Source organism: Amycolatopsis sp. NPDC059657, assembly GCF_042734395.1.
Classification (GTDB): domain Bacteria; phylum Actinomycetota; class Actinomycetes; order Mycobacteriales; family Pseudonocardiaceae; genus Amycolatopsis.
This window is the reverse complement of the sequence record NZ_JBHWEB010000128.1, coordinates 1-25,633: the sequence shown is the minus strand read 5'-3', so window position 1 is coordinate 25,633 and position 25,633 is coordinate 1. Positions and strand designations below refer to the sequence as shown.

The following is a 25,633-nucleotide window of genomic DNA, read 5'->3' as shown; positions in this document are numbered from 1 at the left end:
GTGAGTGGTACCGCCGGTTCTAACCGGCCATACCACTCACGACCCCTTTTGTGTCGGTGCCGAAAGGTAAGCTGGATACCGGGGGCCGCGGCCCGCCCTCAGGCCCCCAGCGCCCGTTCGGCGGTGAATCCCGGCAGCACGTAGAACGCCGCCGAGGCCGTGGTCGTCGCGAAGCGCAGCAGCGCGTCGCCGTCCGCCATCCGGTACGCGGTGTTGACGAAGGTCCGCAGTTCACGCTGGAACGAGATGAACAGCAGCCCGCGGTCGTCGCCGCCGTTGTCGTAGTTGTACGACCGCCGCAGCATCGTCGGCACTCCCGCCGACATGGGATGCGCCCACCGCACATGCGCGTCGGCTGGAATCAGGTACTGCCCATCCGGGCTCTTAGCGCTCAGGTCGACCTCGTCGCCACCCGACAACGGACGGCCGTCGTCCTTACGCCGCCCGAAAACCCGCTCCTGTTCGGGGACCGGCCGCGCGAGGAAGTCCGCGACGTGCAACCGCATCCGCCGCACCACCGCGATCGTCCCGCCGCTGTCGAGCCAGACCTCGCGCGCGGGCTCGGTCGGCCCGACGATGCCGTCGACGAACCCGAGCATGTTCCGTGCCGGACCGGCCGAAGTGGACGGTCCGCGGAACGCGTTCTGCCGCCACCGCAACGTTCCCCGGCCGAGCAGCCCCGAAGCCAGCGAGACCGAAAGCGGGTCGTCCCCGCACACCTGCACCAGCAGATCCCCGCCACGCGACGACGGCGGCACCTGGTCGCCGGGAAACTCCGGCAGCTCGCCGACCATGGAAGCCAGCCGCGGCCCCAGCCCGACGGTCACCGTCAGGTCGTCCATCGGCATGCCGGTCAGCGCCGGATTTCGCCGCAGCGCACCGATTTCCTTGCCGAGCGCGGCCAGGTCCAAGTCGGCGACGTCCCACACCGAGACGTCGCAATGGCGTTGCGCGGGCGTGACGACACCCGCCTGGTGCGCGCCGTACGGGTCTACGACGGTGGAGGCCGCGGGCGCGGCGGCGCACCCGGCGGCGAGTGCCGCGGTACCCGCTCCGAGCAGGAGGTGACGCCGCGAGATCGCATTCACATTCGTATTCTGCACACCGCCCCAGCGTTACCCAACCGGGCGACGGGAAAACCCCTCTTCGGGTGACACTGCTGGCAGAGATGACGGCTTTGGCGTAGCGAAGACCTACTGTCCTTGCTCGTGCGTCGCAAACTCTGCCTGGTGCTGGCCCTGGTGCTCAGCACCGCCTCCTGTTCCGGTGCCCAGGTGCGCCCCGAGTCCGGCACGATCCGGGTGCCACAGAACGCGAAGACCATCACCGAGGCCGCCGACGCCGCCCGCGATGGCGATCTCATCTTGGTCGATCCGGGCGTGTACAAGGAATCCGTGCGGATCAAAACCCCCAACGTGACCCTGCGCGGTACCAAACGCGGCGGTGTGGTCATCGACGGCGAGGTACGCCGCGCGAACGGCATCGTGGTCACCGCGGCGGGCGTGAGCGTCGAGAACCTGACGGTCCGCAACCACACGCTCAACGGTGTCCTCTTCACCGGGCTCAGCGACGGCAACGGCGGCCTCGCCAGGGGCAGCGACGGCTACCACAAGCTCGATCCCGGCGCTTTTCCTCCGCTGCAAGGGTTCCGTGTCTCGTACGTCACCGCGTCCAACAACGCGCTCTACGGCATCTACGCCTTCGACGCTCAGCATGGCGTCATCGAGGACAGCTACGCCTCCGGCAGCGCCGACTCCGGGTTCTACGTCGGCCAGTGCAAGCCGTGCGACATCGTCGTCCGCCGCAACGTCGCCGAGCGCAACGCGGTCGGCTATGAGGGCACCAACGCTTCGGGCGACATGTTCGTGCTGGGCAACAGGTTCTCCGGCAACCGTGTCGGCATGACGTCCAATTCGGACTATCAGGAAGCATTCGTACCCCAGGAAAACGCGACCATCGCCGGAAACCTGGTCACCCGCAACGCCGAACCGGCGTCGCCCGCCCAAGCCGACGGCGCGTTCGGGCTCGGCATCGGTCTCGCGGGCGGGCGCGGAAACATGCTGCTGCGCAATCGAGTCAGTGCGAATCCGACGACCGGGCTCGCGCTCGGCTCCAGCGAAGACCTGCCACCGCAAGGCAACAAGGTGCAGGGAAACGTGATCACCGGCAACGGCGTCGACTTCGCCTACACCGCGTCCTCCCGTTCTCCTGGCGTCGATAACTGCTTACAGGACAACGAAATCGGCTCACAAAGGCCCGAAGGCCTCAAAGCCTGCGCGGCCGGGCCCGGCGTTCCAATGCCCAAGGTCGCCGCCCCGCGCGGCGTGCCGTTCACCGAGGTCGCCCCGCCACCCGCCCAGCCTGATCTGCCGAACGCCGCGACCGCTCCCGCGAACCCCGCGCGCGGCCTGCCAGGCAAGATCGACCTCGCCGCGGTCGTCCTGCCACCCGAAGACCTGTTCGCCGACCGAGCGGCGGTCCGCTCATGAAACGCGCCATCGTCCTCGTCGCACTCCTGCTCGCCGGATGCGCCGACGCGCCCCAGCCGCGTTCACTGTCCACAGGGGAGGCCGAACGCCTCGCGCTGGTCCGGTTCACCAACTACACGGCCAAAAGCGCCAAGTTCACCGCAGGCATCCCCAGCCCAGGCGGCAAGCTGCTGCTCACCGGCCGGGTCGATTTCGTCGACCACGTCGGCTACGCGGCCATGCGCACCGATGGCCGCGACGATCCCACCAGCGCGGGCCTGCTGCAGTGGAATCTCACCAGGCTGGCGTACCTGACGAACCCGGCCACCGAGCCCGTCGACCCGCCGCCGGACGGTGATTGGCAGATCAGGCCGTTCCAGGAGGCCGGTTCCGAGATCGACGGCGCGTTGCGGCTGCTGGTCAACCTCGCCGCCGACCGCCCGGACAACGCCCAGCTGCTGCAGCAGAGTTCGGCACGCTGGCTGCGCAAGGACAACGTCGACGGCACCGACGTCGACGTGCTCGAAGGCCCGCAGCAGGCGGGCCGGACCCCGTCGGCGGACGGAGCGCGCGTCCGCTACTGGGTCGACGCGGACGGCCGGTTGAAGCGTATCGAGGCACGGCTCGGGGATCAGCGGGAGTTCGCGAAATTTGACATTTTGGGGACCGCTCCGGCGGTTGCCGTGATCCCGCCGTTGGCCCCATGATCGAGCGCTATGGGGAAATCATCGTTGAGCCGACGCACCGTCCTGCTCGCCGCCGGAGCCACGGTCGCCGTCGCACTGCCGGGTAAGGCCGAAGCCGCGGCGCCCGCTTTCGTGCACGGCGTCGCCTCGGGGGATCCGCTCCCGGATTCCGTGCTCCTGTGGACCAGGCTCACGCCGAGCCCGGACGCGACGCCGGGCTCCGGCCTCGGCCCGTCCGCCGAGGTCGGCTGGGAAGTCGCCGCCGACGCGGGCTTCCGCCGGGTCGTCGCCTGCGGCCGCGTCCACACCGGCCCCGACCGCGACCACACGGTCAAGGTCAGCGCCGACGGCCTGCGCCCGCGCACGGACTACTTCTACCGCTTCACCTTCCGCGGCCAGTACTCACCGGTCGGCCGCACCCGCACCGCGCCCCGGCCGGGCGCCGACGTCGACCGCCTGCGCTTCGGCATGGTGTCCTGCGCGAACTGGCACGTCGGCTACTTCGGCGCGTACCGCTACCTCGCCGAGCGCGAAGACCTCGACGCCGTCATCCACCTCGGCGACTACATCTACGAGATGGCGGGCGACGCGACGGCGTTGCGCCAGAGCCTGCCGCCGCACGAGATCGAGACACTCGCCGACTACCGCCAGCGCCACGCGCTCTACAAGACCGATCCGCATGTCCAGCGCATGCACGCCCGGCACCCGATGATCGCCACCTGGGACGACCACGAGGCCGCTGACGACGCCTGGTCCGGCGGTTCGCCGTCCCACGACCCCGCGACAGAGGGGGATTGGGCCGTCCGCAAGGCCGTCGCGCACCGCGCCTATTTCGAGTGGATGCCGGTCCGCAACGCCGGCGAACGCCTGTACCGCCGCCTGCGGTTCGGCAAGCTCGCCGACCTCACGATGCTCGATCTCCGCAGCTACCGCACCCAGCAGCCGAAGGCGCCCGGCGAGAACCCCGACGGCACCATTCTCGGCGCCGAGCAGCGCGAATGGTTCCTCGACGGTCTCGTGCACAGCCGCGCGACCTGGCGCCTGGTCGGCAACTCGGTGATGATCAGCCCACTCAAACTGCCCGCGCTGCCCGATCCGCGGGCGGCCACCGCGCTGCACACGCTCCTCGGCGACCAGCCGCGGCTGCCGACCGCCGACACGGACATCTGGGACGGCTACCTCGCCGACCGCGACCGCGTCCTCAGCACCCTCGACGCCCGCGGCATCACCGACACGGTCTTCCTGACCGGCGACATCCACACCTCGTGGGCCAACAACGTCCCGCTCGAGTCCGGCCGTTCGGTGGCCACCGAGTTCGTCTGCACCTCGGTCACCTCGGACAACTTCGACGAGCTGTTCAAGGTCCCGCCGCGCACTGCCTCACTCGCCATCGAGGCCGAACTCCGCAGGCTCAACCCGCACGTCCAGTACGTGGAACTCGACTCGCACGGACCCTGCGTGCTCGAGGTGACACCCGCCGCGACCCAAGTGGATTGGTACTACCTGCTCGACAAGAAGAACCCGGACTCGGCGCTGCGCCACGGCGCGTCCTACAAGACGCTGCTCGGTGACGCCCACGTCCAAGCCGCTGCACCCCTAGATATACTGGCTCCGGTCACGCCGGTATAGCTCAGTTGGTAGAGCACCTGTCTTGTAAACAGGAGGTCAGGGGTTCGAGGCCCCTTGCCGGCTCCAGCGAACAGCGGTCAGCCGCGAGTCTCCGTCCGAAGCCGTTTCGAGGATTCGGACGGAGATCCGCGCTACGCCTCCGTGACTCCGAGTTCGGCCAGCGCCAGCGTCTCTTCGTCGAGGTCCCGAAGCTGCCTGTCCGGAACGAACAGCGTGGTCACGAAGATCACGGCGGCGAAGGCCGCGACCGTCAGGAAGACCGGCGTCATCGCCGTGACGTACGCCTGCGGGCTCGCCGCGTCGATGGCGTCCAAAGAGGACAGTCGAAGGGTGAGCAGCACCCCGAACAGTGAGCCGCCGACCGCGCCGCCGAGCGTACGGAAGAACGTGCTCGACACCGTGACCACGCCGAGATCGTCGTCGGTCGCCGCGTTCTGGGTGCCGAGGATGAACATCTGCTGCATCAGCCCCGCGCCGACGCCGACGACGAGCGCGAAGACGCGGACCGTCCAGATCGAGCTTTCCGGGGTGAGCGTGGTGAGTAGCACGCCGCCGGTCGCCAGCAGCGGGGCGCCGAGCAGGATGAAGATCCGGAAGCGGCCGAACTTGCTCGCCATCATGCCGGTGAGCACCGAGGTGCCGACCATGCTGAGGGTGAGTGGGAGCATGCTCAGGCCCGCGTCGGTCGGGCTGACGTGCTGGGCGAGCTGGACGAAGACCGTCAGGTAGATCAGCAGTCCCGAGAAGACCATGCCGAGCAGCAGGCTGCCCAGGTTGAGAATGGAGAAAGTGCGGTCACGGAAAAGCCGGATCGGCAGGATCGGTTCGACGGCCCGCCGCTCCCAGAGCACGAAGGCCACGAGCAGGACGAGTCCGCCCAGCGCCGGCAGCAGAACCTGCCAGGAGCCCCAGGGGTAGGACTGCCCGCCCCATTGCACGGCCAGCAGCACGCCGCTGACCCCGGCGACCATCAGCACGGCGCCGATCATGTCCAGCTTGGGCCGGTCGCGACGGTACGAGGCCGGCAACAGGAAGGCGTTGACGGCGATCGCGAGCACGCCGATCGGGATGTTGATCGCGAAGACCGCGTGCCAGTCGACGGCGAACCCGAAGACCGTGCCGCCGCCGGCGAACAGGCCGCCGATGACCGGGCCGAGCAGGCTGGACGAGGCGAACACCGCGCCGAACCCGCCCTGGTACTTGCCGCGCTCGCGTGGGCTGACCAGGTCGGCCAGCACGGCGAAGGTCACGCTGACCAGCGCGCCGCTGCCGACACCCTGGATGCCGCGGGCCAGGATCAGCATCGGCATCGTCGTGGAAAGGGCCGCCAAGAGAGAGCCGAGCACGAACAGGCCCATCGCGACGATGTAGGTGAGCTTGCGTCCGTAGAGGTCTGAGATCTTGCCCGCCAGGGGCATGACCGCCGTCGAAGTCAGCAAGTAGGCCGTGACCAGCCAGCCGGTCTGGCCTGCGGCGGTGGTGGCGGCGCCGTCCAGGTCCTGCACGATCGACAGGGCGAGCGTGGTGACGACCATCTGGTCGATGGCCGAGACGAACATGCCGATGAGCAGCGCGATGAAGATCACTATCAGGCGCCCCTGGCTCACCCGGCGGGTGGGCGGTGGCGCAGAGGTGGTCGTCATGGACAAGTCCTTACTAATCGTCCGGTAAGTACGAACGATGGTAGCCTACTGATCGCCCGGTAAGTCAAGTCTGGAGGTCGCGATGGAAACGCGAGAGCGCATCCTGGATGTCGCCGTCGAGCTGTTCGCCGAGGTGGGCTACGACAAGGCGGGCATCCGCGAGCTTGCGAGCAGGCTGGGTTTCACGACGGCGGCGCTCTACTACCACTTTCGGAACAAGCAGGAGATCCTCACGGCTCTCGCCGAGAGTGTGTGCCAGGAGGTGGAGGCGCTCGCCGCCGAAGCCGAGGCGAAGCCCGCGACCGCTGAGCGCAGCGCGGGGCTGCTGGCCAGCTACTACGGGATCGTGATGGCTCGCCCGCGGATCATGACGGTCTTGGAGAGCAGCATGGCCACCCTGCGCTCACTGGAGGTCGGCAAGCGCATGGCCGTCGGGATGGAGCGGCTGTCCGAACTGCTGGCGGTGGACGATCGGCCCGAGTCCCGCCTGCGCGCGGAAGCCGCTCTGGGCATTCTGACCACGTTGCACCGCCGGGCTTCCGGTGCTGTCGAAGACCTGCGTCCGCATCTGCTCGCGGCCGCGTACGGCGCGCTGGTCCACCCTGTCGCCGAGTAGGCGCGGCTTTGGTGCGACTTACGAAGCGCTCCCGCATCGCCACGATGCGGGAGCTCTTTGCTACCAGCGTTTGCGCTTGGCGGGCTTGGCGTCCTCGTGGGGCGTGAAGCTCGGCCACTCGCCGGTGCCGCCCAGCAGGTCGTCGAGGGTCACCGGGTTCTTGCGGCCCCGGGCCTGCTGATCGTTTTGCGCTCGTGTGGGTGACTCTTCGTCTGGCTTTTCGCCGAGACCTGCCTGTACAGTCACGGACGTTCTCTACCTTTCTGGTTAACCGCTAAGAGGCAGTGGACAATCACGCGGCCCTCTGTGTCAGCAGGGGGTCGCGTACTGCGTTCTCCCGGGGTAAAGGCGCTACCCCGATCAGCCCATGATGGCGAAGATCGTCCTATGCCAAGCGAATAAGTGATGGGTTCAGCGGCGAGCGGTACGCCTCGGTCGTTAAACGGCCGGGTGAGGTTCGTTGGTAACGGATTGTCACGCGGGTATCCCGGTGATCGAACCACGTTCAACGGCGCTTCTTCGCGCTTCCGGGCAGCCGATCGCCCGCTCGGCGGTACCCCTTCGGCCGGTTTCGTCGCAGCTCAGACCGGGTGTGGGCCGGTGCCGGTGCGGCGTTGTGCCGGGCCGATCACGGCTATTCGATCGCGGGGCCGAAATATCTTAACCCGCCTGAAGGGGCGGACAAGATGCTCACTATCCGTTCACCCGATCGAGTGACGGCGGGGCCCGATTTGACCGGATACCCACCCTGGGTCGTACCGCTCCACGGACGTGCCACGACTCGCGTTGCCGCAATTAAGAATTGCGTTCGCATAACAACGGGAAAGCAATTCGAGCGGTCTATTCGACTGGACCGGGTAAATAATCAACCTGCCCGCGTGATTCATGGTCGCCAACGCCGCGTTCGTTGCCCCTTGTGAGTGATCTCGCAGCGATGTAACGGGGGGTCCGCCTCCGGCGATCACCTGACCAGGTGGGCATCCAGGTGAGATGGCTACAGGTGGCCACTGATCCTGGGTAGAGTGTCACCTAGAAGGGGTGTGTTGAGTTAGAGGGTGACGCTGGCTTCTGGGGTGACAAAGAGCCAGTCAGGCCCTCACAATTCGTTTGCTCTTCTTCGGTGCTGGGTGAATACGTTTTGCTCAATCGATTCGAATCCTTACTAGGAGCTTGGCTGTGACGACGACGCTCAGTTTCATCGCGCACCAGGACGACGACCTGCTCTTCATGAACCCGGACATCGCCTCGGACATCCAGGCGGGCTCCGAGGTCTGGGTCGTCTACCTGACCGCGGGTGACGTGGGGCCGCCCGACGCCGCACACCCCGACCGCAAGGTCTGGGGTCCGGCCTACGCGGACCTCCGTATCCAGGGCGTCCGTGACGCGTACGCCCGCGCGGCCAAGGTCGCGAATTCCTGGGATTACGCGCCGATCTGGGTGGACGGCAGGCAGATCGCGACGAACACGCTGAACGGTGTCAACCTGCGCCTGGTGTTCCTCTACGTCCACGCCGCAGAGGGCTCCGACAAGGGCGATCTCTACCGGATGCTGGCCAACCCGTCGTTCGTCGCCAACCCGATCGACGGCAGGCCCGGCTACACCAAGGCCCAGTTCCAGTCGATGCTGCACGCGCTGATCGTCAGGGCCGACCCCGACTTCGTGCGCACGCAGAGCACCATCGGCCACCGCATGCGCAGGCCGGACAACACCGTCGACCACATCGACCACACAGCGGCCGCGATCCTGGTCGCGAACGCGTGCGTCGACGCCGGCAACAAGACGCTGGTCCGCCGCGACGAGTACCACTGCTACTGCATCGCGGACTGGGAAGACAACGTCTGGGGCTACTGGCGGGACGAGAAGACCGCCATCTGGTCCAAGTACCTGCCGCACGACCCGGAGCTCGGCCCGAGTTCCTGGTTCGAGGTGATGGGCAAGCAGTACCGGCCGAACGACCGCATCTTCGAGCCTGGCACACCTTGGGTGCCGCCGTCCGACTATGTGAGTTACTGGGCGTGACGAATCGCGCAGGGTCCCCTCACGATTCGGCTCAGCTTCTTGAGTATCGAGGGGATCCTGCTTTCACTTGTCGAATCAAGTCCTGCGGGCCCTGGTAACCCGTCGGATTCAGCCGCTTACTAGGAGCTTGGCCGTGTCGAAGACGATCAGTTTCATCGCACACCAGGACGACGACCTCCTTTTTATGAACCCGGACATCGCCTCCGATGTCCAAGCGGGCTGGGAAGTGTGGATCGTCTATTTGACCGCGGGTGAGGTCGGGTACAAGCCGGGCCGCACGCACTGGGGAATGGACTACGCGGACCTGCGTATCCAGGGCGCGCGTGCCGCGTACGCCCGTGCGGCCAAAGTGGCCAACTCCTGGGAGTACGAGCCGCGCACGTTCGCGGGGCGTCAGCTCGCCACCAACCGTCTCAACGGGACGAACGTGCACCTCGTGTTCACGTTCATCCACGCGGCGGAGGGCGCGGACAACGGTGATCTCTACCGGATGCTGCACAACTCGTCGTTCGTCGCCAAGCCGATCGACGGCAGGCCCGGCTACACGAAGTCCCAGTTCCAGGCGATGCTCAAGTCGATCATCACCACCGTGAACCCGGACTTCATCCGTACGCAGAGCACGATCGGGCACCGGGAGATCGACTCGAACGGCAACCCCGACCACATCGACCACATCTCGGGCGCCATCCTCACGGCCAACGCCGCGGTCAACAGCGAGAAGAAGACGCTGGTCAGGCGCGACGAGTACCAGAACTACATCATCGCCGAATACGAAGAGAACGTCTGGGGCTACTGGCGCGACGAGAAGAGCGCCATCTGGGACCAGTACTGGCCCAAGGACCCGGAGCTGCAGCCGTGGTCATGGCAGAACGTCATGGGCAGGCAGTACCGGCCGGAAGGGCGGATCTTCTTCCCCGGCACGCCATGGGTGCCGCCGGGCGACTTCTGAGTCCAGCCGAAAGCGGGATGTCCCTTCCGACCAGGGGCATCCCGCTTTTCACTGTGCCACGCCGGCGAGCAGCCAGCGCGTGACCGGGATTTCGAACAGCACCCGGCCGATGCCTTGGTATGGCTTGCCGATGTCCCATCCGTCGTACTTCGCGGCGAACGCGTCGACGATCCGCTGCGGGAAACCGGTGGTGTGAATCGTCGCGACTCCCTCCGCGACGACCGGCGCCAAGCCGTCCTCCAGCGCCAGCGAGACCCTCGGATCCCGCCGCATATTCCGGTATTTGACGCTGTTCTCCAGTACGCAGACCCACCAGGCGGCTTCGTACACGAACCAGACGGGGGTCAGATGCGGTGACCCGTCCGGCCGTGACGTGCTCAGCCAGGCGTTGTCTTCGCGGTCCAATCGCTTCAGCACGGCTTCGTCCACAGCCGTGATCTTGCAACCTCCAGTGGACTCGAGGTCAACCTTCGAGGAAGACGATCCGTTCCGGTTCGATGGTCACTTTGAGCGTCTGCCGCTTAACCTCGACCAGTGTCGCGAACTCCGTCGACTGGCCTTCCGGGACGGTGAACAACCGGTCGTCGCGGGTGTCGACGTAGTCGTGGAACGCGGCGAGTGAGACACCGCCCATCTCGTCGAGGCCGAGATAGTCGACCAGGCGGCGGAACAGTTTCGGCATGATCACCTGGGTGTCGCTCAGCTGTTTACGGCTGCGCAGCCGGAAGCCGGCATTCGTGGTGTCATCCGCCCAAAGCCCCAATCCCGCTTCTCGCGCAGCGACGGCCGCGTCCGACAACGCCTGGCGCAGATCGACGAAAAGCAGTGAATAAAAAGTGGGGTAGACCAGTCCTTCATTCGTCAGCACGTAGTTCGCCGACGACTTCAGTCCCTTGGCGTCGAGGTAGACGCTGCTGCCGTCGATCGAGCGGCCGGGCCGCTGACCGGGGAACGCGAAGGCGACCGCGCGGCCGTATTTGTCGGCGAACTTGGTGAGGATATGACCGGACACCTGGTCAGGAGTCGACGAGGTGACGATACCCCGTTCGTTGCGTACGACCCTGGTGAAACCCAGGTAGGACAAGAGTCTTTCCGAGGCGGCACCGCCCCATTCCGGAGGTTGGTGCCACATTCCGCCGTGATTCTGCGCTTGGTAGTGGGTTTCCAGCGCGTCGATCGCGTCGAGCCGTAACTGCATTCCGCCCCGGACGTTCAGGCGGACTTTCATGTCTTTCGGTATCGCGGACGGATCATCCGGATAAAAACGTACCGAGTCTCCATCGGGAGAGGCACCGACGATCTGGAACGTACCTTTGAGCAATGTGAGTGGCATGAATCCACGGTAAGTCGGCGATCGAGGAAGCCAAGGCGATATTCATCCGTCTGGCCCAGTCACAAATTGGTGACTGGGCCAGATCGATGATCAATCGAGGCGAGATCGTCAGCCGAACGCGACCGAGGAGATCTCGTTGTCGAATCCGATGGTGCCGAGGTCGAGCACGTCGCCGGAAACGACGGCCGAGCGGCCGGTGCAGTTCGCGCCTGACCAGATCTTGATGGCGCCGTTCGCCGACAGCGACGAAGCGATGTCATCGCGGAAGACGTTCTGGCAACCCCTGCCCGCGAGGCCCTGCGCGGCGCCGTTCTCGCTGAAGTTCTTGTCGTCGAACAGGATCACGCTGCCGGACGACTTGCCCTTCGGCGCCGCGAAAGCCTGCGCCGGTGCGCCGAGGACGATCGCGGTGGCCGCGACGCCCGCGGCGATGGCGACGAGAGACTTCTTCATGGTGGAACTCCTCCGTGTGTGTGGTTTCGCGGCGGACACCACACACACGGAGGAAGATCCTCAACGGATCAATGCTGTGAGCCAGGTCACTAGCTCGGGATCATGAACGACAGGACCGTCGCCTGGAGCAGTGAGATCACGCCGACCACCGCGGTCAGCGCGATCGACCAGAAGAACGTCTGCCGCAGCAACGAGCCTTCCTTGCCGCTTTGGCCGATGGCCGTCGCGCCGATCGAGAGGTTCTGCGGCGAGATCATCTTGCCCATCACGCCACCGGAGGTGTTGGTGGCGCCCGCGAGCACCGGGTCGATGTGCAACTGCTGCGCCGAGATGACCTGCATCGGCCCGAACAGGCTGTTCGTCGACGCGTCCGAGCCGGTGAGGAACACGCCGAGCCAGCCGATGTAGGCCGAGAACAGCGGGAACAGCACACCGGTCGTGGCGAGTGCGAGGCCGAGTGTCTGCGTCGCGCCCGAGTAGTTCATCACGAAGGCGATCGCCAGGATCATGAAGATCGTGGCCAGCGCCCAGCGCATCTGGAACAGCGTCTTGCGATAGGTCTGGACCAGCAGCCCCGGCCGCGCGCCCATCGCGAACCCGGCGATGACGGCGGCGGTCAGCGCGACCGTGCCTGGCGAGAACAGGAAGTCCACCGTCAGTTTCGCCGCGTACGGCGCGTTCTTCGGGGTGATCGGCGCGTGCTGGATCACCTGGTTGTGCAGACCAGGCCAGGCGAACACCCAGTCCGCCTTGTGCAGCAGCTTCGACAGATCCAGCCAGGTCGGCAGGTTCTTGAAGATGGTGCCGATCCGGGACAGGAAGATCGCCAGGATCAGGATGATGTACGGCATCCAGGCGTACAGGGCGCCGCGTTCGGCCTTGGCGGCGCCGACGCTGCGTCCTGAATGCGCTTTCACAGGCTCCTCGCCATCGAACCGCCAGACCGTCTTGGGCTGCCAGAACCGGGTGAGGATCCACAGTGCCGCCATCGCGGCGAGCGCCGCGAGCACGTCGACCAGGCTCGCGCTGATGAAGTTCGACGCCACGAACTGCATGGCGGCGAACGCCAGTCCCGCGGTGAGCACGGCAGGCCAGACCTCGACCATCCGTTTCCACCCGGCGAGCACCACGACCAGGAACGCCGGGACGATCAACGCCAGCACCGGCAGCTGGCGCCCGACCATCGCGGAGTACAGCTCGGTCGCCTGCTCCGGTGACTTGCCGATGATCGGCGCGGTCAGCCTGCCCAGCACGATCAGCGGATTGCCGAGCCCGCCGAACGCCACCGGTGCGGTGTTCGCCAGCAACGCCAGCACGACCGCCTTCACCGGCGGGAACCCGAGCGCGGCCATCATCGCGGCGGTGATCGCGATCGGCGAGCCACCGCCGGCGATGCCTTCAAGCAGCGCGCCGAAGCTGAACGCGATCAGCAGTGCCTGCAGCCGCCTGTCCTCACTGAACCCGGCGAGCACCGCCTTGATGCTGTCGAACCGGCCGGTCGCGACGGTCACGTTGTGGAAATAGACCGCGTGGAAGGCGATCCAGGCGACCGACCAGACACCGAACACCAGACCCATCGCCGCCGCATCGAAGGCGAGCCCGATCGGCATCTTGTACAGCAGCAACGCCATGCCCAGTGCGGTCACCAACGCCAGCGCGGCCGAGAGGTGCGCCGACCGGCGTAGCACGCCGAGCGCCACCAGCAGCACGATGATCGGCAACGCCGCCAGCAGCGCGGATACCCACAGCCCGCCCGCCGGTTGATAATCCTGGACCCAGCCCACGATCAACCCCTTTGTCCTCGCAGGACGACGGCCTCACCGTCGTTTTTTGTGCTGGTTTCTACGCGGAGACCGGGACGTGCCCCAATCGCCGCGAGAGCTCGGCAGCGCCGGCGGCGACAGTCGCGCCGAGCTCTTCGATCCGCCGGAGCACGCGTGACGCGGGCCCGGCGATACTGATCGCGGCCACCGGCTGTCCCGAGTGGTCGCGTACCGCGGCCGCGACGCAGCCGACGTCCGGTTCGTTCTCCACCTCGTCGACCGCCCAGCCGCGCCGGTTGGTCGTGGCCAGCTCGGCGAGCAGGTGGGCGTGGTTGACGATCGTGTTGCTGGTCAGGCTTTCCAGCGTCATCCGGCGGACCCGGTCGACCCGGTCCATCTCGGGCAGCGCGGCCAGCCAGGCCTTGCCGAGCGAGGTCGCGTGCTGGGGCCGTCGCGTGCCGAGGCGGCAGGCGAGCGTGACGGCGTTGGCACTGCGCTCGGTCGCGACGTAGACCATCGCGTCGTTGTCCGGCACCGCGAGATAGGTCGTCTCGCCGGAGCGCTCGGCGAGCGCGGCGAGATACCGCGGCGCGCACCGGTGCAGGTCGGTGGCCGACATGGCGCGGACCCCGAGTTCGACCAGTTTCGTGCCGAGCCTGATGCGGCCGGTCACGTGATCGGCTTCGAGGTAGTCGAGATTCTTCAACGTGCCGACGATGCGGTACGCGGCGCTGCGCGAAAGGCCTAGTTGCCTGGCTATCGCGTTCGTGGAAATCTCCTGGCATTGGCCGACGTGCTCGAGCACGGCGAGGCCGCGTTCGAGGGTGCCGCTGGTTTCCAGGCCGCGTTGCTCGGTGTTCAGGACCGTGCCCTCCATCGATCTAACACCTCACCTTTCTTTTTGTAATCCCGTTCAGCGGTAACCATTTCCGCTAGGCGGGGTTGAAAAGTAACACCTCCGACCTTTGGGGGGAAGATGTCGAGCCGAATGGACCGCCGGGTGCGGGTGATCCTGGTCTGAATGGTTGAACCTCTGACCAATTCTCGACGTGATCTTGTGGCGTCGTGTTCCCAGCGTTACAAGTGCTGGGCCGTGTGGGGGAAGCTTTTGGCGTGCCGTCAGTTACCGGCCGTGGAACAGTTCCTGAACATGGTCATCGACCGACTTCCGTCGCTGGACTTGATCGAATCAGCATGGTGATCCTGGGCGACGTGGCGACAAGTGGCACCTTGCGCGGCAGTGCCGCGTCCGTCGAACAGGGAGAGTCGATCACTTTCACCTACTCGACGCCCAGCGAAACCGTGACCCCGAAGAACTGGGTCGGCCTCTATGCCGATCCGGGAAATGGGCCGGTCGAACAGAAATACGTGGGACCTTCAACTCTTTGGCAGTATGTCACCTCCGCGAGCGGGACAGTCACTTTCAGCAGTGGTTCGCTCGCGGCCGGTGATTATCTGGCCTTCTATCTCTTCAACGACGGCTATACCTGGCTAGCGGATCCGGTGAAGTTCGCCGTGCGCCCGACCCCGCAGACCGAACCGCCGGTGTTCCGCTCGGCGTTCGGCCGCGCGGGCGGCGGACCCGGCCAGTTTTCGCGGCCCGCCGGGCTGGCGGTCGACCCGATCGGCCAGGTGTGGGTCGCCGACACCGGGAACGACCGCGTGCAGGGCTTCAACCGCGACGGCAAACTCGTGCGCGTGCTCGCCGGACGGCTCAGGGCGCCCGAGGCGGTCGCGGTCGACAGTGCCGGCAACGTCTTCGTGGCGGACACCGGGAACAACCGGATCGCCGAGTACTCGTGGTGGGGTGGTTTCGTCCGCGAATTCGGCGCCGGGGTGCTGGAGAACCCGCGCGGGGTGGCGGTCGACGCGCAGGGCACGGTCTACGTGTCCGACACCGGGCACCAGCGGGTCGCGCGGTTCAACGGCCAGACCGGCGCGCAGCTCGCGCCGATCACGGAGAAGATGAGCTCGCCGCAGGGCATCACGGTCGACGCGGCAGGCGACATCTGGGTCACCCAGAACGGCAGGCTGGCCAACGGCGACGTCGCCGTCGTGCGCTATTCGCGCGACGGCAAGGTGATCAGCTCGCTCGGTTACGGCCAGAGCAGCGAGTTCGGCGGACTGTCCAATCCCGCCGGTGTCGCGATCGACACCGGCGGGAACGCGTTCGTCACGCAGCCCGATTTCGGCTGGGTTTCCCAGTTCCGCACCGCCGGTCCGTTCCGCGCCGAGTTCGGTTTGGACGGTCAGGGCGCGTTGCGGTTCCCGCAGGGCATCGCGGTCGACGCGCAGGGCCGGATCTTCGTCGCCGATACCGGGAACAGCCGGATCGTCCACTTTGGAGTCGTCAAGTGACCGAACCGGAACTCACCCGCCGCCGGGTACTCGGCGCCGCAGCCGCCGCCGCGCTGGGCTCCGTGGTGCTGCCGCCCAACGTCCGCAAGGCGCTGGCCGACACGTCCACTGTCCGGCAGGGCAGGCTCGAGGACATCAAGCACTTCGTCATCCTCATGCAGGAGAACCGCAGCTTCGACCACTACTTCGGCAAGCTGGCCGGGGTGCGCGGCTTCACCGACCCGGCGGCGATGAAGCTGCCGAACGGGAACTCGGTGTTCCGGCAGCCGTATTCGGGGCATCCGGACGGCTATCTGCTGCCGTTCCGGTACAACACGGGCAAGACCAGCGCGCAGGCCACGCCCGGCCTGCCGCACAACTGGTCGGATCAGCACGCCGCGTGGAACAACGGGAAGATGGACAACTGGATCCCGGCGAAGGGCGCCAAGACCATGGCGTACTACGACCGCGAGGACATCCCGTTCCACTTCGCGCTGGCCGAGGCGTTCACCGTCTGCGACAACTACCACTGCTCGGTGCTCGGGCCGACGAACCCGAACCGGCTGTACATGTGGACCGGCTGGATCGACCCGCACGGCACCGCCGGCGGGCCCGCGAACACGAACTTCATGTCGTCGGACAATCCGGTGCTGAAGTGGAAGACGTACCCGGAGCGGCTCACCGACGCCGGGATCAGCTGGCGGATCTACCAGGAAGAGGACAACTACGACGACAACTCGCTGGCGTGGTTCCGCCAGTTCGCCGACGCGCCGAAGTCGTCGCCGTTGTACCGCAACGGGATGGTGAAGAAGTCGGCAGGCTGGTTCGAACACGACGCGCGCAACGACAACCTGCCCGCGGTGTCGTGGCTGGTGGCGCCGTCCGCGCAGACCGAGCATCCGAACTGGATGCCCGCGGCAGGCGCGCAGTACATCGCGTCCAAGATCGACGCGATCGCCTCGAACCCGGATGTCTGGGCGAAAACGGCGTTCATCCTGACGTACGACGAAAACGACGGCTACTTCGACCATGTGCTGCCGCCGACACCGCCTGCCGGGACGCCGGACGAGTTCATCGGCGGGGTACCGATCGGCCTCGGGTTCCGCGTGCCGACGATCGTGGTCTCGCCGTGGACGGCGGGCGGCTACGTCTGCTCGAACACGTTCGACCACTCGTCGCTGGTTCGCTTGCTCGAACAGCGCTTCGGCGTTCCCGAGCCGCACATCAGCGCGTGGCGCCGCTCAGCGGTCGGTGACCTGACGGCGGCGTTCCGGTTCAACCGGCCGCCGTCGCCGTTCCCGCACCGCGACGATCTCGGCTACGCGGCCACGGTCGCCAAGCACCGTGCCGCGCAGACCCAGGTCCGTGACAACCCGGCGCCGACCGTCCCCACAGGACCGCAACAGCTTTGACCAGCCCGTGACCAAGCGGGCTTATCCCAGGAAGAGAAGCCGGGATAAGCCCGCTCAGTCACGGCTTGGTGATCTGGGCCAGCGAGCGCACGACCGCCGTGCAGCGGTCCTCGATGTAGGTCAAGCCTGCGGACTCGGCGATCTCGCGTGCTTCGGCCGACACGATGTCCTGTTGCAGCCACAGGGTTTTCGCGCCGATCGCCACTGCCTGCCTGGCGATGTCGGGCGTGAACTCGGCCGGGCGGAAGACGTCGACCAGGTCGACCGGTTCCGGAATGTCGGTGAGCGAGCGGTAGACCTTCTCGCCCAGCAACTCGTCGGCGTCCGGGTTGACCGGGATGATCCGGAATCCGGCTTTCTGCAATTGCACGGCTACCCCGTGTGACGCCTTGCCGGGATTGCGGCTCAGCCCCACGACCGCGATCGTCTTCGCGTCGGTCAATGCCTGCTCAGCGAGGTCCATGCCTTCTTAAACGCTCGGAGCGTCTCAAAGCTTCCACAGGCGCAGGCCGCGTACTCGATACACGGGCCAGAGCACGTGCCAGGGCTTACGAACCAGGAAAGCGGCTGAGCAGGTCAGGATGTTGCGCGCCGAGGTCGTGGCGACCTCCTGGCGGTCTTGCCACACCGCGCCAGGCTGGCCGACGGCGATCCGGAACACGGTAAGCAGGCCGCGGCCTTGCATGTCGTACTTCGCGCCGGTGTCGCCGGAATCCGGCCGCAGTGCGGTGATCTCGGTGCCGAAGACGCGCCACGGCTCCTCGCCCGCCGGGACGTCGCGCACGCTGCCGACGGTGACCTTGCCGTACATGCGCTTCGCGTACCGGCTCAGCAGCAGCCGTTCCCACAGCGGCAGCAGCCGCCGGTGCGCGAGCAGCGAGGCGCATTCCGCGTGGCCGCCGGAGAAGATCGCGGCGAGGTCGTCGTACGCGGTGTTGGCGGCCGGTTCGTTGAGGTGCAGGCGCACCTCGTAGCGGGCTCGCGCGGTGAGTTCGTCCAGGTGCTCACGGTGATCGAGCCTGGCTTTCGTGCGGGATCGCGACCAATCCGACATGGGTCTCCTCACTGTTGGCCGACAGGCTAGGCGAGGGAGGCCGCTCAGCGGGAGTGTTCAGCCGATCTTCTCTCCGTACATCTCACCCAGCGGGTCGGAGATGAGCTCGACGCGGACGCCGTCGGGGTCGGCGAAGTAGATCGACGAGTCACTCTCCAGCTGGTAGGCGACGCCCGCCTCGGCGAGACGGTCCTTGAGCTCGGTCCAGCGCTCGGGATAAACGGACAAAGCCAAATGATGCAACCCGCCGAGAACTTCGGCATAAGGGCCGAGATCGAGTCCTGGCAAATCGAAGAAAGCGACCGCGTTCCCATTTCCCACATCGAAGAAGAAATGACTCGAACCGGGGTAGTCGCGATTCTCGAAAAGCTCCGTGAGCGGAAAGCCGAGCAGGCCTTGATAGAACTCGATCGTCCGCTCGACATCGCTCGAGATCAACGCCGTGTGGTGGATTCCGCGCCCGGGAGTGGGTGGACGCTCACCCGAGGGCTTGAGATGCCGCTGCCGGATGCCCTCGCGCGCCTCGCTGAGCTGGGCGACTGTGTCATCGTTCAGTGTCATGAAAAGGACGGTACGCGCAAAGTATCTCGCGCGCAAGATGTTTCTGCGCGAGTGGATTGAGGCCACTGGATGGTCCATCGCGACTACTCAGCTCAACAAGACGTTCACCACTACGCACTATGAACGCCTTCTTTCGACCCTCGTGCCGGGCACTGGTGCGGCCGTATAATCACGGTGTGTCGTCGGCCTGGCCCTTTACTGGACGTCTTGATGAGGTTCGCCGCATCAAGACGCTTATCAGCGAGGGAAATTCCGGTGGTCTGGTCCTTTCCGGGCCGCAGGGAGTCGGTAAGAGCAGGTTGGTCGCCGAGGCGGTGCGCGGGTACGAATGCCGCAAATTCACCTCGGTCGCAGGCTCGGACGAGCTCACCGCCGGGGCCAGAGGTGACAAACTCGTGGTGATCGCGGACGACGCGCATCTGCTGGACGCCGCCTCCGTCGAGGCACTGCTCCACCTCATCCACAGTGACCACAAGGCTTTCGTCCTCGCGACCGTGCGTACTGAACCGGGCGGTCTGGTACCGGTTCCGGCGCTGTGGGCGGACGACCTCGTCGAGCGGGCCGACGTGCTGCCGCTCACGCTGGCCGAGGTGCGCAGGCTGGTCACCGCCGTCTTCGACTACAACGTGGGCGTCGCCACCCTGCGCCAGTTGTATCGCACCGCGCAGGGAAACCTGACGCTGATCGGGGAGCTGCTCGTGGCCGGGAGAAGTGCCGGGCTGAGCCCGCTGGAATGTGAAATCGCCGAGCACGCCGCCGCCGGTTTGAGCCTGGACGCCATCGCCGAGCGCATGGGCACCACCAGTGGCGCGGTCGACGGCCATATGAAGGCCATTTATCGCAAACTCGGCGTCGAACAGATCAGGCCGACCTGGTCTTAGCCGATTCTTTCTCGGCGGCGGGCCTGGTGGCCAGCCGATTGGCGACCAGGCCGCCGGTGATGAGCAGGGCGATCATGCCGGAGATCCAAGGCCAAAGCGGGAAACCGCGATCGATCGGGGTTGCCTGCTGGTGGCCTGCCACCTCGGCGGGCGCGCCGCCGCCCGCCACGGTCAGCGTGAAGCCGAAGGCGCCGGAGACCGGATGCCCGTCCGCGGAGATGACCCGATAGCGGACCGAGTACTGCCCGATCGACCCCAAGGTCCGCACCGGGGCCGAAACCGTCGCGCCGGAAACGTGCGGCGGCGCGGCCTCCCAGTGGGACACGCTGTCCGGCCCGATGACCACCAGTTCGGTGAAGCCCGGTTCGAGCGGTTCGTTGAACTCGAGCGTCACCTCGGCGGGGCTCGTGGCGACCGACGACTCCTTCGGCGGCGAGCTTGACAGTAGAACGCTGTGCGCTCCCGCCGGTGGCGTCATGGTGAGCAGGAGAAGGGCGGCGGCCGCGAGTACGCGCGCGCAGGTACCGGCAATAGGCATGGGGTTCTCCGCGATTTCTTGTGAAGAAAGAATGCGCTCGTGAATTGCCGAGAGTAGGGGGTTGGCGAGAGCGGCCGCGCAACATGGAGGTAAACAAGTTCTCACCGCGACGCGGCCCATCGGCTCACGGACGGAGAATTTCCGACCGCGAAACCCGCTCTGGTAGGCCATTCGGGTGGATTTGACGGTCGATTCGGCGGTGTCTTCACAGCCATACGGCGCAGTCGCCCCGGCGGACTTTACGCCAGCTTCATGTAAGGAACATGGCGGGTAACGGAACAACTGCTCTTATTAGCGCCCATCTCGCCCATTCCCACACCGCATTCTTAGGAGAGTTCGTCGTGGCTTTTGGACGTTCCCTGCGGCGCGAACACCTCGTCGCCGCGAGCCTGGCCGGAGCCGTGGTCGTCGTGGTCGGCTACGCGTCCGGGCTCGGCTTGAAACCCGGAACCGTCGCCGCCGCCGAACCGCCGCCGGTCGCGCAGGGCACCAAGCCCGCTCCGGAAGTCCAGCCCTCGCAAGGAAACCCTCCGCCGCCGGAGCTGCCGCAGCCGGTCGCGCCACCACCGTTGCCTCCGGTCCCGGTCATCGCGCCACCGTCGCACGAGGTCCCGCCGGATCCAGGGCCCGTCGTGGTGGAGCCGACTCCTCCTTCGCCGCCAAGCACTCCGCCCCCGCCGCCCCCGCCGCCTGGCTCGCCGCTGCCCGAATGTCAGCCGAGCGTGCTCCAGCCAGTGGGAGACACCGTGGCCGCACTGCCACTGCTCGGCGATCTCACCAAGACGCTCGGCGTGACGGGGCCGGACGGCCTGCTGACCGCGGTCATCGGTTACTGCGCGGCGAAAGACGGTACTGTGCAAGCGATTTCGACCGGTTCGCCGGTCGGCTGAGCATGGACGCCCAAGCTGTGTACGTGGTCGCCCGCTGTGTCGACTACTTCGGGATGAGCCTGTTCTTCGGCGGCCTGTTCTTCGTCGCCGTGCTGTGGCCTGGCGGCGTCCGGGCTCCGGGTACCCGCAAGGTGATCGCCGTCGGCTGGGTGCTCGGGCTGCTCGGCACGGTCGCGGGAATCGGCCTGCAGGGTGCCTGGGCCGCGCAGCGCCCCGCCGGGGATTTCCTCGACCTGGACCTGATCCGGGAGGTACTCGACGGGCAGTTCGGCCGGATCTGGGTCTCGAAGGCGCTGCTGTGGGTGCTGGCGGGCGTGGTGCTGGCCGATCTGCTGCGCCGTGGCGAGAACGCGGCACGGTCCTGGTCGTGGCGGATCGGGGCCGGGGCGATCATGCTCGGTGTCCTGCGCGTCACCGGGATGACCGGGCACGCGGTGGAGAGCACCCGCCCGTTGCTGAGCCAGGTAGCCGATTTCGCCCATCTGGCCGGAATCTGCGCCTGGATCGGCGGCCTTGCCGTGCTGCTGTTCGGCGTGCTCTCATCCCGTGACCCGGATGTGCTGGCCTTGGTGGTTCCCCGGTTTTCCAAGCTGGCCATGGGATCCGTGCTGCTGCTTATCCTCGCGGGGCTCGTACTCGCCTGGCAGACCGTCGGCACCCTTGAGCGGCTCTTCGGTACCGAGTACGGCCGGATCCTGCTGATCAAACTCGCGGTGCTGGCCGTGGTGCTGCTGTTCGCGCAGGTCAGCAAGTTCTGGGTGTCGAAGCGGCTGGACGCCGCCGTGTCCTCCGGCGCCACCGTGCGCCCGTTCGTCTATTCCGTCGCCGCCGAGAACGCACTGGTGATTCTCGTGCTTCTCGCGGCGAGCTTCCTCGTCACGGCCAGTCCCGGCCGGTGAACGGAAAACCCTCGAAAGGAGTCCTTCGATGGACAGTCCTGAGTCCACCGCGCCGCACGCACGGCGGTGGCCCGTGGTGGTCGCGATCGCCGCACTGGCCATCGCCCTGTTCAGCCTCGCCACCCTGAGGGGCGGACAGGCCCCGACAGCAGCCGGGCCGCGGACCGCCGACATCGATCTAGCCGCGCTATCGGCGCAAAGCCCGCTGGCCGTGCCGATCTACCAAGGGCTGGCGAAGGAGCAGGCCGCACCCGCGGCGAGTGGCTCGGCGAAGAGCGTCGAGGCCATGGGCTACAAGTTCACGCCCGCGTCGGTCTCGATCGCGGTCGGCGACACGATCACCTGGACCAACCACGACACCGCACCGCACAACGTGGTCATCACCGACGGGCCGGAGAAGTTCACGTCGCCGACGTTGCAGACCGGGCAGACCTTCAGCTTCACGTTCACGAAGGCCGGAACCTACTCCTACTACTGCTCGATCCACCCGGACATGAAGGCCTCGGTCACCGTCGCCGGCGGCAGCACGCCGACGTCCAGCCCGTCGACACCGCCGACCTCGGAAACGACCAAGCCGACCCCGACCCCGACGCACACGATGCCGACGACCCCGCCTGGCGAAGGCGGCTGCGTGCCGAAGGAGGTGCTGGCCCCGATCATCGCGCACATCAAGTCCGCGCATCTGGAAACCTCGCCCGGTCAGCAGGTGCAGGACATCTTGAATCTCGACCAGTACATCAAGACGCACACCGTCTGGCTGGAGAGCGTGCTTTCGCCGGTGCTCAACGGTTCGGCGGACAAGGTACTCAAGGACACGCTCGCGCCGATCGTGGCGCACATCAAGTCCGCGCATCTGGAAACCTCGCTCGGCCAGCAGGTGCAGGACATCTTGAATCTCGACCAGTACATCAAGACGCACACCGTCTGGCTCGAGACCGTACTGACGCCGCTGCTCACTCAGGCCAGCTGCTGATTTCGCCCGGTGGCCCGGCCGTCGACGGCCGGGCCACCCCGTCTCACGGAGGTTTCCGCGATGAGCCGCGTACTGCTGGCCGGGTTCCTGGTACTGGCGGGACTCTTCCTGCCGGTCCCGTCAGCTTCCGCCGCCACGAGACAGGTCATGATGCAGGGCTACGCGTACGCGCCATCGGCGCTCACCATCTCGGTGGGCGACACCGTCACCTGGATGCAGCACGACGAGGCACCGCACGACGTCGTGACGACCAGCGCGCCCGCAGCCTTCCGCAGTCCGAAACTCACGCAGGGCCAGAGTTGGAGCTACACCTTCCGGACGCCGGGCACGTATTCCTACTACTGCTCGGTGCACCCGGACATGCGCGCTCAGATCGTCGTCCAGGCGCCGCCGAGTACTCCTGTCTCCTCACCGAAGCCCGCGCCGACGACCAAACCCTCCACGAAGACGTCACCGTCCGTTTCGAGCGCGGTGGTAGCTCCCTCCACAGTGGACAGTCCGACCTCGTCGCCGCCCCCGCCTTCCGAAACGCAGATCGCCGCTCCGCCAGTGGCACAGCAGGCCGCGGCGACGCTCGATCCGATGCTGCTCGTGGCCGGACTCGTCACCGGCATCGCTGTCCTGTGCCTGTTGTTGCTCAGCGCCCGACGGGAATGATCGTGCCGCTCAGTGGCACGAACGACTTGTGCTGATCGACTTATGGCAGCAGAGTGCGCATGTGGAAGCCACTACCCTGCAGGCGGCAGCGGCGAGCCTTGAAAGCGCCTACGAAACAGGCAAGCCGATACCGCCGCTGATCGAGTCGTATCCGGACCTGACGCTGGAAGACGCCTACCGCGTCCAGCAACGGGTCGTGCGTGGCTGGGTGGAGCGCGGCGACATCGTGCGCGGCCACAAGGTCGGCCTGGCCTCCGCGGCCATGCAACGCCAGATGGGCGTCGACCAGCCCGACTACGGCCATCTCACGGCGAGCATGTTCCACCTCGAGCACCAGCCCATCGCGGTCAAGCGATTCCTGCAGCCCCGCATCGAGCCCGAGATCGCCTTCGTACTCGGCTCCGAGTTGCGCGGCCCCGGCGTGACGGTGGCCGACGCGGCCCGTGCGGTCGATTTCGTCCTGCCCGCACTGGAAATCGTCGATTCGCGCATCCAGGACTGGCAAATCTCGATCATCGACACGATCGCCGACAACGCGTCCTCCGGCGGCGTCGTCCTCGGCAGCACCCCGACCAGGCTCGGCGACGTCGACCTCCGGCTGGCCGGCTGCGTACTGCACTCCGGCGGAGCGGTCGCGGAGACGGGCGCGGGCGGCGCGGTACTCGGCTCCCCGATCAACGCACTCGTCTGGCTCGCCAACACTGTCGGCCCGCTCGGCGTGTCCCTGCAGCCTGGCCACGTGGTGCTGCCCGGCTCGATGACCAAGTCGATCCCGGTCTCGGCAGGCGACACGGTGGTCGCGACGATCGCGGGACTCGGCAGCGTCACCGCGGTGTTCTCCGGAGGTACACGATGAGCCTGGGTGTGTCCGAAGCAGCCGGAGCCCTGCTGGCTTCCGTGGACGCGGTGGCCGCCCGCGAGCCACTCACGAAGACATGGCCAGAGCTCGACGTCGCGACCGCCTACGCGATCCAAGACGAGTCCCTCCGCAAACGCCGAGTCCGCGGCGAAACCTTGATAGGCCTCAAGCTCGGCCTCACTTCTCGCGCGAAGCAACAGCGCATGGGCATCGACTCACCGCTGCTCGCCTGGCTCACCGACGCGATGGTCCTCCCGGCAGGCGTGCCGGTCCCACTCGGCGGCCTGATCCACCCTCGTGCCGAGCCCGAGATCGTTTTCGTCATGGGCCAACGTTTGTCCGGCCCCGGCGTCACCGCCGCGACGGCGTTGGCCGCCGTCGACCGTGTCCACGCCGGCGTCGAGATCATCGACAGCCGTTTCGAGGACTACAAGTTCAAGCTGCCGGACGCGGTCGCGGACAACGGTTCTTCGGCCCTCTTCGGCATAGGCCCGGTGGGCGTCCGGCCCGAGAAACTCGATCTCTCACTGGAGGCATGCCTGCTCGAGGTAGACGGCCACGTAGTCGACACCGCGACCGGCGCCGCCGTCCAAGGCCATCCCGCCGAGGCGCTCGCACTGGCCGCGAACGCATTGGCCGCACGTGGCCTCGCCATCGAACCGGGCTGGATCATCCTCACCGGAGGCATGACCGACGCGGTCCCGCTCACCCCCGGATCCCGCGTCGCCGCCCACTTCTCCAACCTGGGCTCGGTCACCCTGTCCGCTTGACAGGACACCCGTCCCAATCCCGAGGACGCCGGTCCCGGCCAGCTCAAAAAATCCCAATGTGGCTTTCGTCAGATCAGACCTGACCTGACCTGACGAAAGCCACATTGAGGTTTTCTCAGTAGGGGTGTTGGTGGCGGCGTGTTGGGCTGGGTAGGCGGAAAGCCCCTGCTAGGACTGGATTTCTTGACGATCTAGTCCGAAGCAGAGGCTTTCCGTGATTACCTATCATGCCACCTTGGACGT

The 25,633-nt window shown here is 66.7% G+C and carries 27 protein-coding genes and 1 tRNA gene; 16 read left to right on the top strand and 12 right to left on the bottom strand.

All coding sequences use genetic code 11. The annotated features are described in order from the left end of the window. Positions 1-98 precede the first annotated feature (98 nt). Positions 99-1,088, bottom strand: a complete 990-nt coding sequence (locus ACFV15_RS40630) for a Dyp-type peroxidase (RefSeq protein WP_378357816.1) — start codon at positions 1,086-1,088, stop codon at positions 99-101. A gap of 120 nt (positions 1,089-1,208) precedes the next feature. On the opposite strand from ACFV15_RS40630, the gene ACFV15_RS40625 reads away from it, so the two are divergent. The 4 genes from ACFV15_RS40625 to ACFV15_RS40610 all read left to right on the top strand — a co-directional run bounded on the left by ACFV15_RS40625 (position 1,209) and on the right by ACFV15_RS40610 (position 4,849). Continuing rightward, positions 1,209-2,489 carry a nitrous oxide reductase family maturation protein NosD gene (locus tag ACFV15_RS40625; protein WP_378357814.1) on the top strand — a complete coding sequence of 427 codons (1,281 nt, stop codon included), beginning with the start codon at positions 1,209-1,211 and terminating at the stop codon, positions 2,487-2,489. After that, positions 2,486-3,175, top strand: coding sequence for a hypothetical protein (locus ACFV15_RS40620; protein ID WP_378357813.1), 690 nt, complete (start codon positions 2,486-2,488; stop codon positions 3,173-3,175). The genes ACFV15_RS40625 and ACFV15_RS40620 overlap by 4 nt, the downstream gene beginning before the upstream one ends. Before the next feature lie 24 nt (positions 3,176-3,199). Then, positions 3,200-4,783: an alkaline phosphatase D family protein gene (locus tag ACFV15_RS40615; protein WP_378357811.1), complete on the top strand. Its 1,584-nt coding sequence runs from the start codon at positions 3,200-3,202 to the stop codon at positions 4,781-4,783. After that, positions 4,774-4,849, top strand: a tRNA-Thr gene (locus ACFV15_RS40610). Before ACFV15_RS40615 ends, ACFV15_RS40610 begins: the two co-directional genes overlap by 10 nt. A gap of 65 nt (positions 4,850-4,914) precedes the next feature. Here ACFV15_RS40610 and ACFV15_RS40605 read toward each other — a convergent pair. After that, positions 4,915-6,426 carry an MDR family MFS transporter gene (locus ACFV15_RS40605; protein ID WP_378357810.1) on the bottom strand — a complete coding sequence of 504 codons (1,512 nt, stop codon included), beginning with the start codon at positions 6,424-6,426 and terminating at the stop codon, positions 4,915-4,917. An 82-nt stretch (positions 6,427-6,508) separates the two neighbouring features. Here ACFV15_RS40605 and ACFV15_RS40600 point away from each other — a divergent pair, with 82 nt between their 5' ends. Further along, entirely contained in the window at positions 6,509-7,042 is a 534-nt protein-coding gene (locus ACFV15_RS40600) for a TetR/AcrR family transcriptional regulator (RefSeq protein ID WP_378357808.1), read from the top strand. Positions 7,043-7,102: 60 nt separating this feature from the next. On the opposite strand, the gene ACFV15_RS40595 is transcribed toward ACFV15_RS40600, so the two are convergent. Further along, positions 7,103-7,288 (bottom strand): hypothetical protein, encoded by a 186-nt coding sequence (locus ACFV15_RS40595; RefSeq protein WP_378357806.1) that lies wholly within the window; start codon positions 7,286-7,288, stop codon positions 7,103-7,105. A 930-nt stretch (positions 7,289-8,218) separates the two neighbouring features. On the opposite strand from ACFV15_RS40595, the gene ACFV15_RS40590 reads away from it, so the two are divergent. Both ACFV15_RS40590 and ACFV15_RS40585 read left to right on the top strand, forming a co-directional pair. Beyond that, complete coding sequence (locus ACFV15_RS40590; RefSeq protein WP_378357804.1) at positions 8,219-9,061, top strand: PIG-L family deacetylase; 843 nt, start codon at positions 8,219-8,221, stop codon at positions 9,059-9,061. 133 nt (positions 9,062-9,194) lie between these two features. Next, positions 9,195-10,010 carry a PIG-L family deacetylase gene (locus ACFV15_RS40585; RefSeq protein WP_378357802.1) on the top strand — a complete coding sequence of 272 codons (816 nt, stop codon included), beginning with the start codon at positions 9,195-9,197 and terminating at the stop codon, positions 10,008-10,010. A 48-nt stretch (positions 10,011-10,058) separates the two neighbouring features. Here ACFV15_RS40585 and ACFV15_RS40580 read toward each other — a convergent pair whose 3' ends face one another. From ACFV15_RS40580 to ACFV15_RS40560, 5 genes are all read right to left on the bottom strand, one after another. Then, the gene (locus ACFV15_RS40580) at positions 10,059-10,439 is read right to left on the bottom strand and encodes a TIGR03618 family F420-dependent PPOX class oxidoreductase (RefSeq protein WP_378357801.1); all 381 of its coding nucleotides are present in this window, start codon (positions 10,437-10,439) and stop codon (positions 10,059-10,061) included. A gap of 34 nt (positions 10,440-10,473) precedes the next feature. Further along, positions 10,474-11,238 (bottom strand): nuclease, encoded by a 765-nt coding sequence (locus ACFV15_RS40575; RefSeq protein ID WP_378357799.1) that lies wholly within the window; start codon positions 11,236-11,238, stop codon positions 10,474-10,476. Between the two features lie 213 nt (positions 11,239-11,451). Continuing rightward, positions 11,452-11,796 (bottom strand): hypothetical protein, encoded by a 345-nt coding sequence (locus tag ACFV15_RS40570; protein ID WP_378357798.1) that lies wholly within the window; start codon positions 11,794-11,796, stop codon positions 11,452-11,454. 89 nt (positions 11,797-11,885) lie between these two features. Further along, positions 11,886-13,580 (bottom strand): L-lactate permease, encoded by a 1,695-nt coding sequence (locus tag ACFV15_RS40565; protein ID WP_378357797.1) that lies wholly within the window; start codon positions 13,578-13,580, stop codon positions 11,886-11,888. Between the two features lie 58 nt (positions 13,581-13,638). Further along, entirely contained in the window at positions 13,639-14,436 is a 798-nt protein-coding gene (locus ACFV15_RS40560) for an IclR family transcriptional regulator (RefSeq protein ID WP_378357795.1), read from the bottom strand. A 335-nt stretch (positions 14,437-14,771) separates the two neighbouring features. On the opposite strand from ACFV15_RS40560, the gene ACFV15_RS40555 reads away from it, so the two are divergent. Then, a complete protein-coding gene (locus ACFV15_RS40555; protein WP_378357794.1) occupies positions 14,772-15,917 on the top strand; it encodes an NHL repeat-containing protein in 1,146 nt (381 codons plus the stop codon). Further along, entirely contained in the window at positions 15,914-17,308 is a 1,395-nt protein-coding gene (locus ACFV15_RS40550) for a phosphocholine-specific phospholipase C (RefSeq protein WP_378357792.1), read from the top strand. Before ACFV15_RS40555 ends, ACFV15_RS40550 begins: the two co-directional genes overlap by 4 nt. A 58-nt stretch (positions 17,309-17,366) precedes the next feature. Here ACFV15_RS40550 and ACFV15_RS40545 read toward each other — a convergent pair whose 3' ends face one another. From ACFV15_RS40545 to ACFV15_RS40535, 3 genes are read right to left on the bottom strand one after another with little or no spacing between them, the layout of a single operon-like run. Continuing rightward, a complete protein-coding gene (locus ACFV15_RS40545) occupies positions 17,367-17,771 on the bottom strand; it encodes a CoA-binding protein (RefSeq protein ID WP_378357790.1) in 405 nt (134 codons plus the stop codon). 24 nt (positions 17,772-17,795) lie between these two features. Next, positions 17,796-18,362: a hypothetical protein gene (locus ACFV15_RS40540; protein ID WP_378357788.1), complete on the bottom strand. Its 567-nt coding sequence runs from the start codon at positions 18,360-18,362 to the stop codon at positions 17,796-17,798. 57 nt (positions 18,363-18,419) lie between these two features. Continuing rightward, positions 18,420-18,923 carry a VOC family protein gene (locus ACFV15_RS40535; RefSeq protein WP_378357786.1) on the bottom strand — a complete coding sequence of 168 codons (504 nt, stop codon included), beginning with the start codon at positions 18,921-18,923 and terminating at the stop codon, positions 18,420-18,422. Between the two features lie 176 nt (positions 18,924-19,099). Here ACFV15_RS40535 and ACFV15_RS40530 point away from each other — a divergent pair, with 176 nt between their 5' ends. Continuing rightward, entirely contained in the window at positions 19,100-19,804 is a 705-nt protein-coding gene (locus tag ACFV15_RS40530) for a LuxR C-terminal-related transcriptional regulator (RefSeq protein ID WP_378357784.1), read from the top strand. Here the strand turns inward: ACFV15_RS40530 and ACFV15_RS40525 are convergent. Then, positions 19,785-20,342 carry a copper resistance CopC family protein gene (locus ACFV15_RS40525; protein WP_378357782.1) on the bottom strand — a complete coding sequence of 186 codons (558 nt, stop codon included), beginning with the start codon at positions 20,340-20,342 and terminating at the stop codon, positions 19,785-19,787. The genes ACFV15_RS40530 and ACFV15_RS40525 overlap by 20 nt on opposite strands. A 341-nt stretch (positions 20,343-20,683) precedes the next feature. On the opposite strand from ACFV15_RS40525, the gene ACFV15_RS40520 reads away from it, so the two are divergent. The 6 genes from ACFV15_RS40520 (at position 20,684) to ACFV15_RS40495 (ending at position 25,390) form a co-directional block, all read left to right on the top strand. Further along, entirely contained in the window at positions 20,684-21,232 is a 549-nt protein-coding gene (locus ACFV15_RS40520) for a hypothetical protein (protein WP_378357781.1), read from the top strand. Positions 21,233-21,234: 2 nt separating this feature from the next. Next, the gene (locus tag ACFV15_RS40515; RefSeq protein WP_378357779.1) at positions 21,235-22,131 is read left to right on the top strand and encodes a copper resistance D family protein; all 897 of its coding nucleotides are present in this window, start codon (positions 21,235-21,237) and stop codon (positions 22,129-22,131) included. A 28-nt stretch (positions 22,132-22,159) separates the two neighbouring features. Further along, positions 22,160-23,104, top strand: coding sequence for a plastocyanin/azurin family copper-binding protein (locus ACFV15_RS40510; protein ID WP_378357777.1), 945 nt, complete (start codon positions 22,160-22,162; stop codon positions 23,102-23,104). A 60-nt stretch (positions 23,105-23,164) separates the two neighbouring features. Continuing rightward, on the top strand, positions 23,165-23,761 hold the full coding sequence (locus ACFV15_RS40505) for a plastocyanin/azurin family copper-binding protein (RefSeq protein ID WP_378357776.1): 597 nt from the start codon (positions 23,165-23,167) through the stop codon (positions 23,759-23,761). Between the two features lie 61 nt (positions 23,762-23,822). Beyond that, the gene (locus ACFV15_RS40500; protein ID WP_378357774.1) at positions 23,823-24,617 is read left to right on the top strand and encodes a 2-keto-4-pentenoate hydratase; all 795 of its coding nucleotides are present in this window, start codon (positions 23,823-23,825) and stop codon (positions 24,615-24,617) included. Continuing rightward, on the top strand, positions 24,614-25,390 hold the full coding sequence (locus ACFV15_RS40495; protein ID WP_378357772.1) for a 2-keto-4-pentenoate hydratase: 777 nt from the start codon (positions 24,614-24,616) through the stop codon (positions 25,388-25,390). The genes ACFV15_RS40500 and ACFV15_RS40495 overlap by 4 nt, the downstream gene beginning before the upstream one ends. Positions 25,391-25,633: the final 243 nt, after the last annotated feature.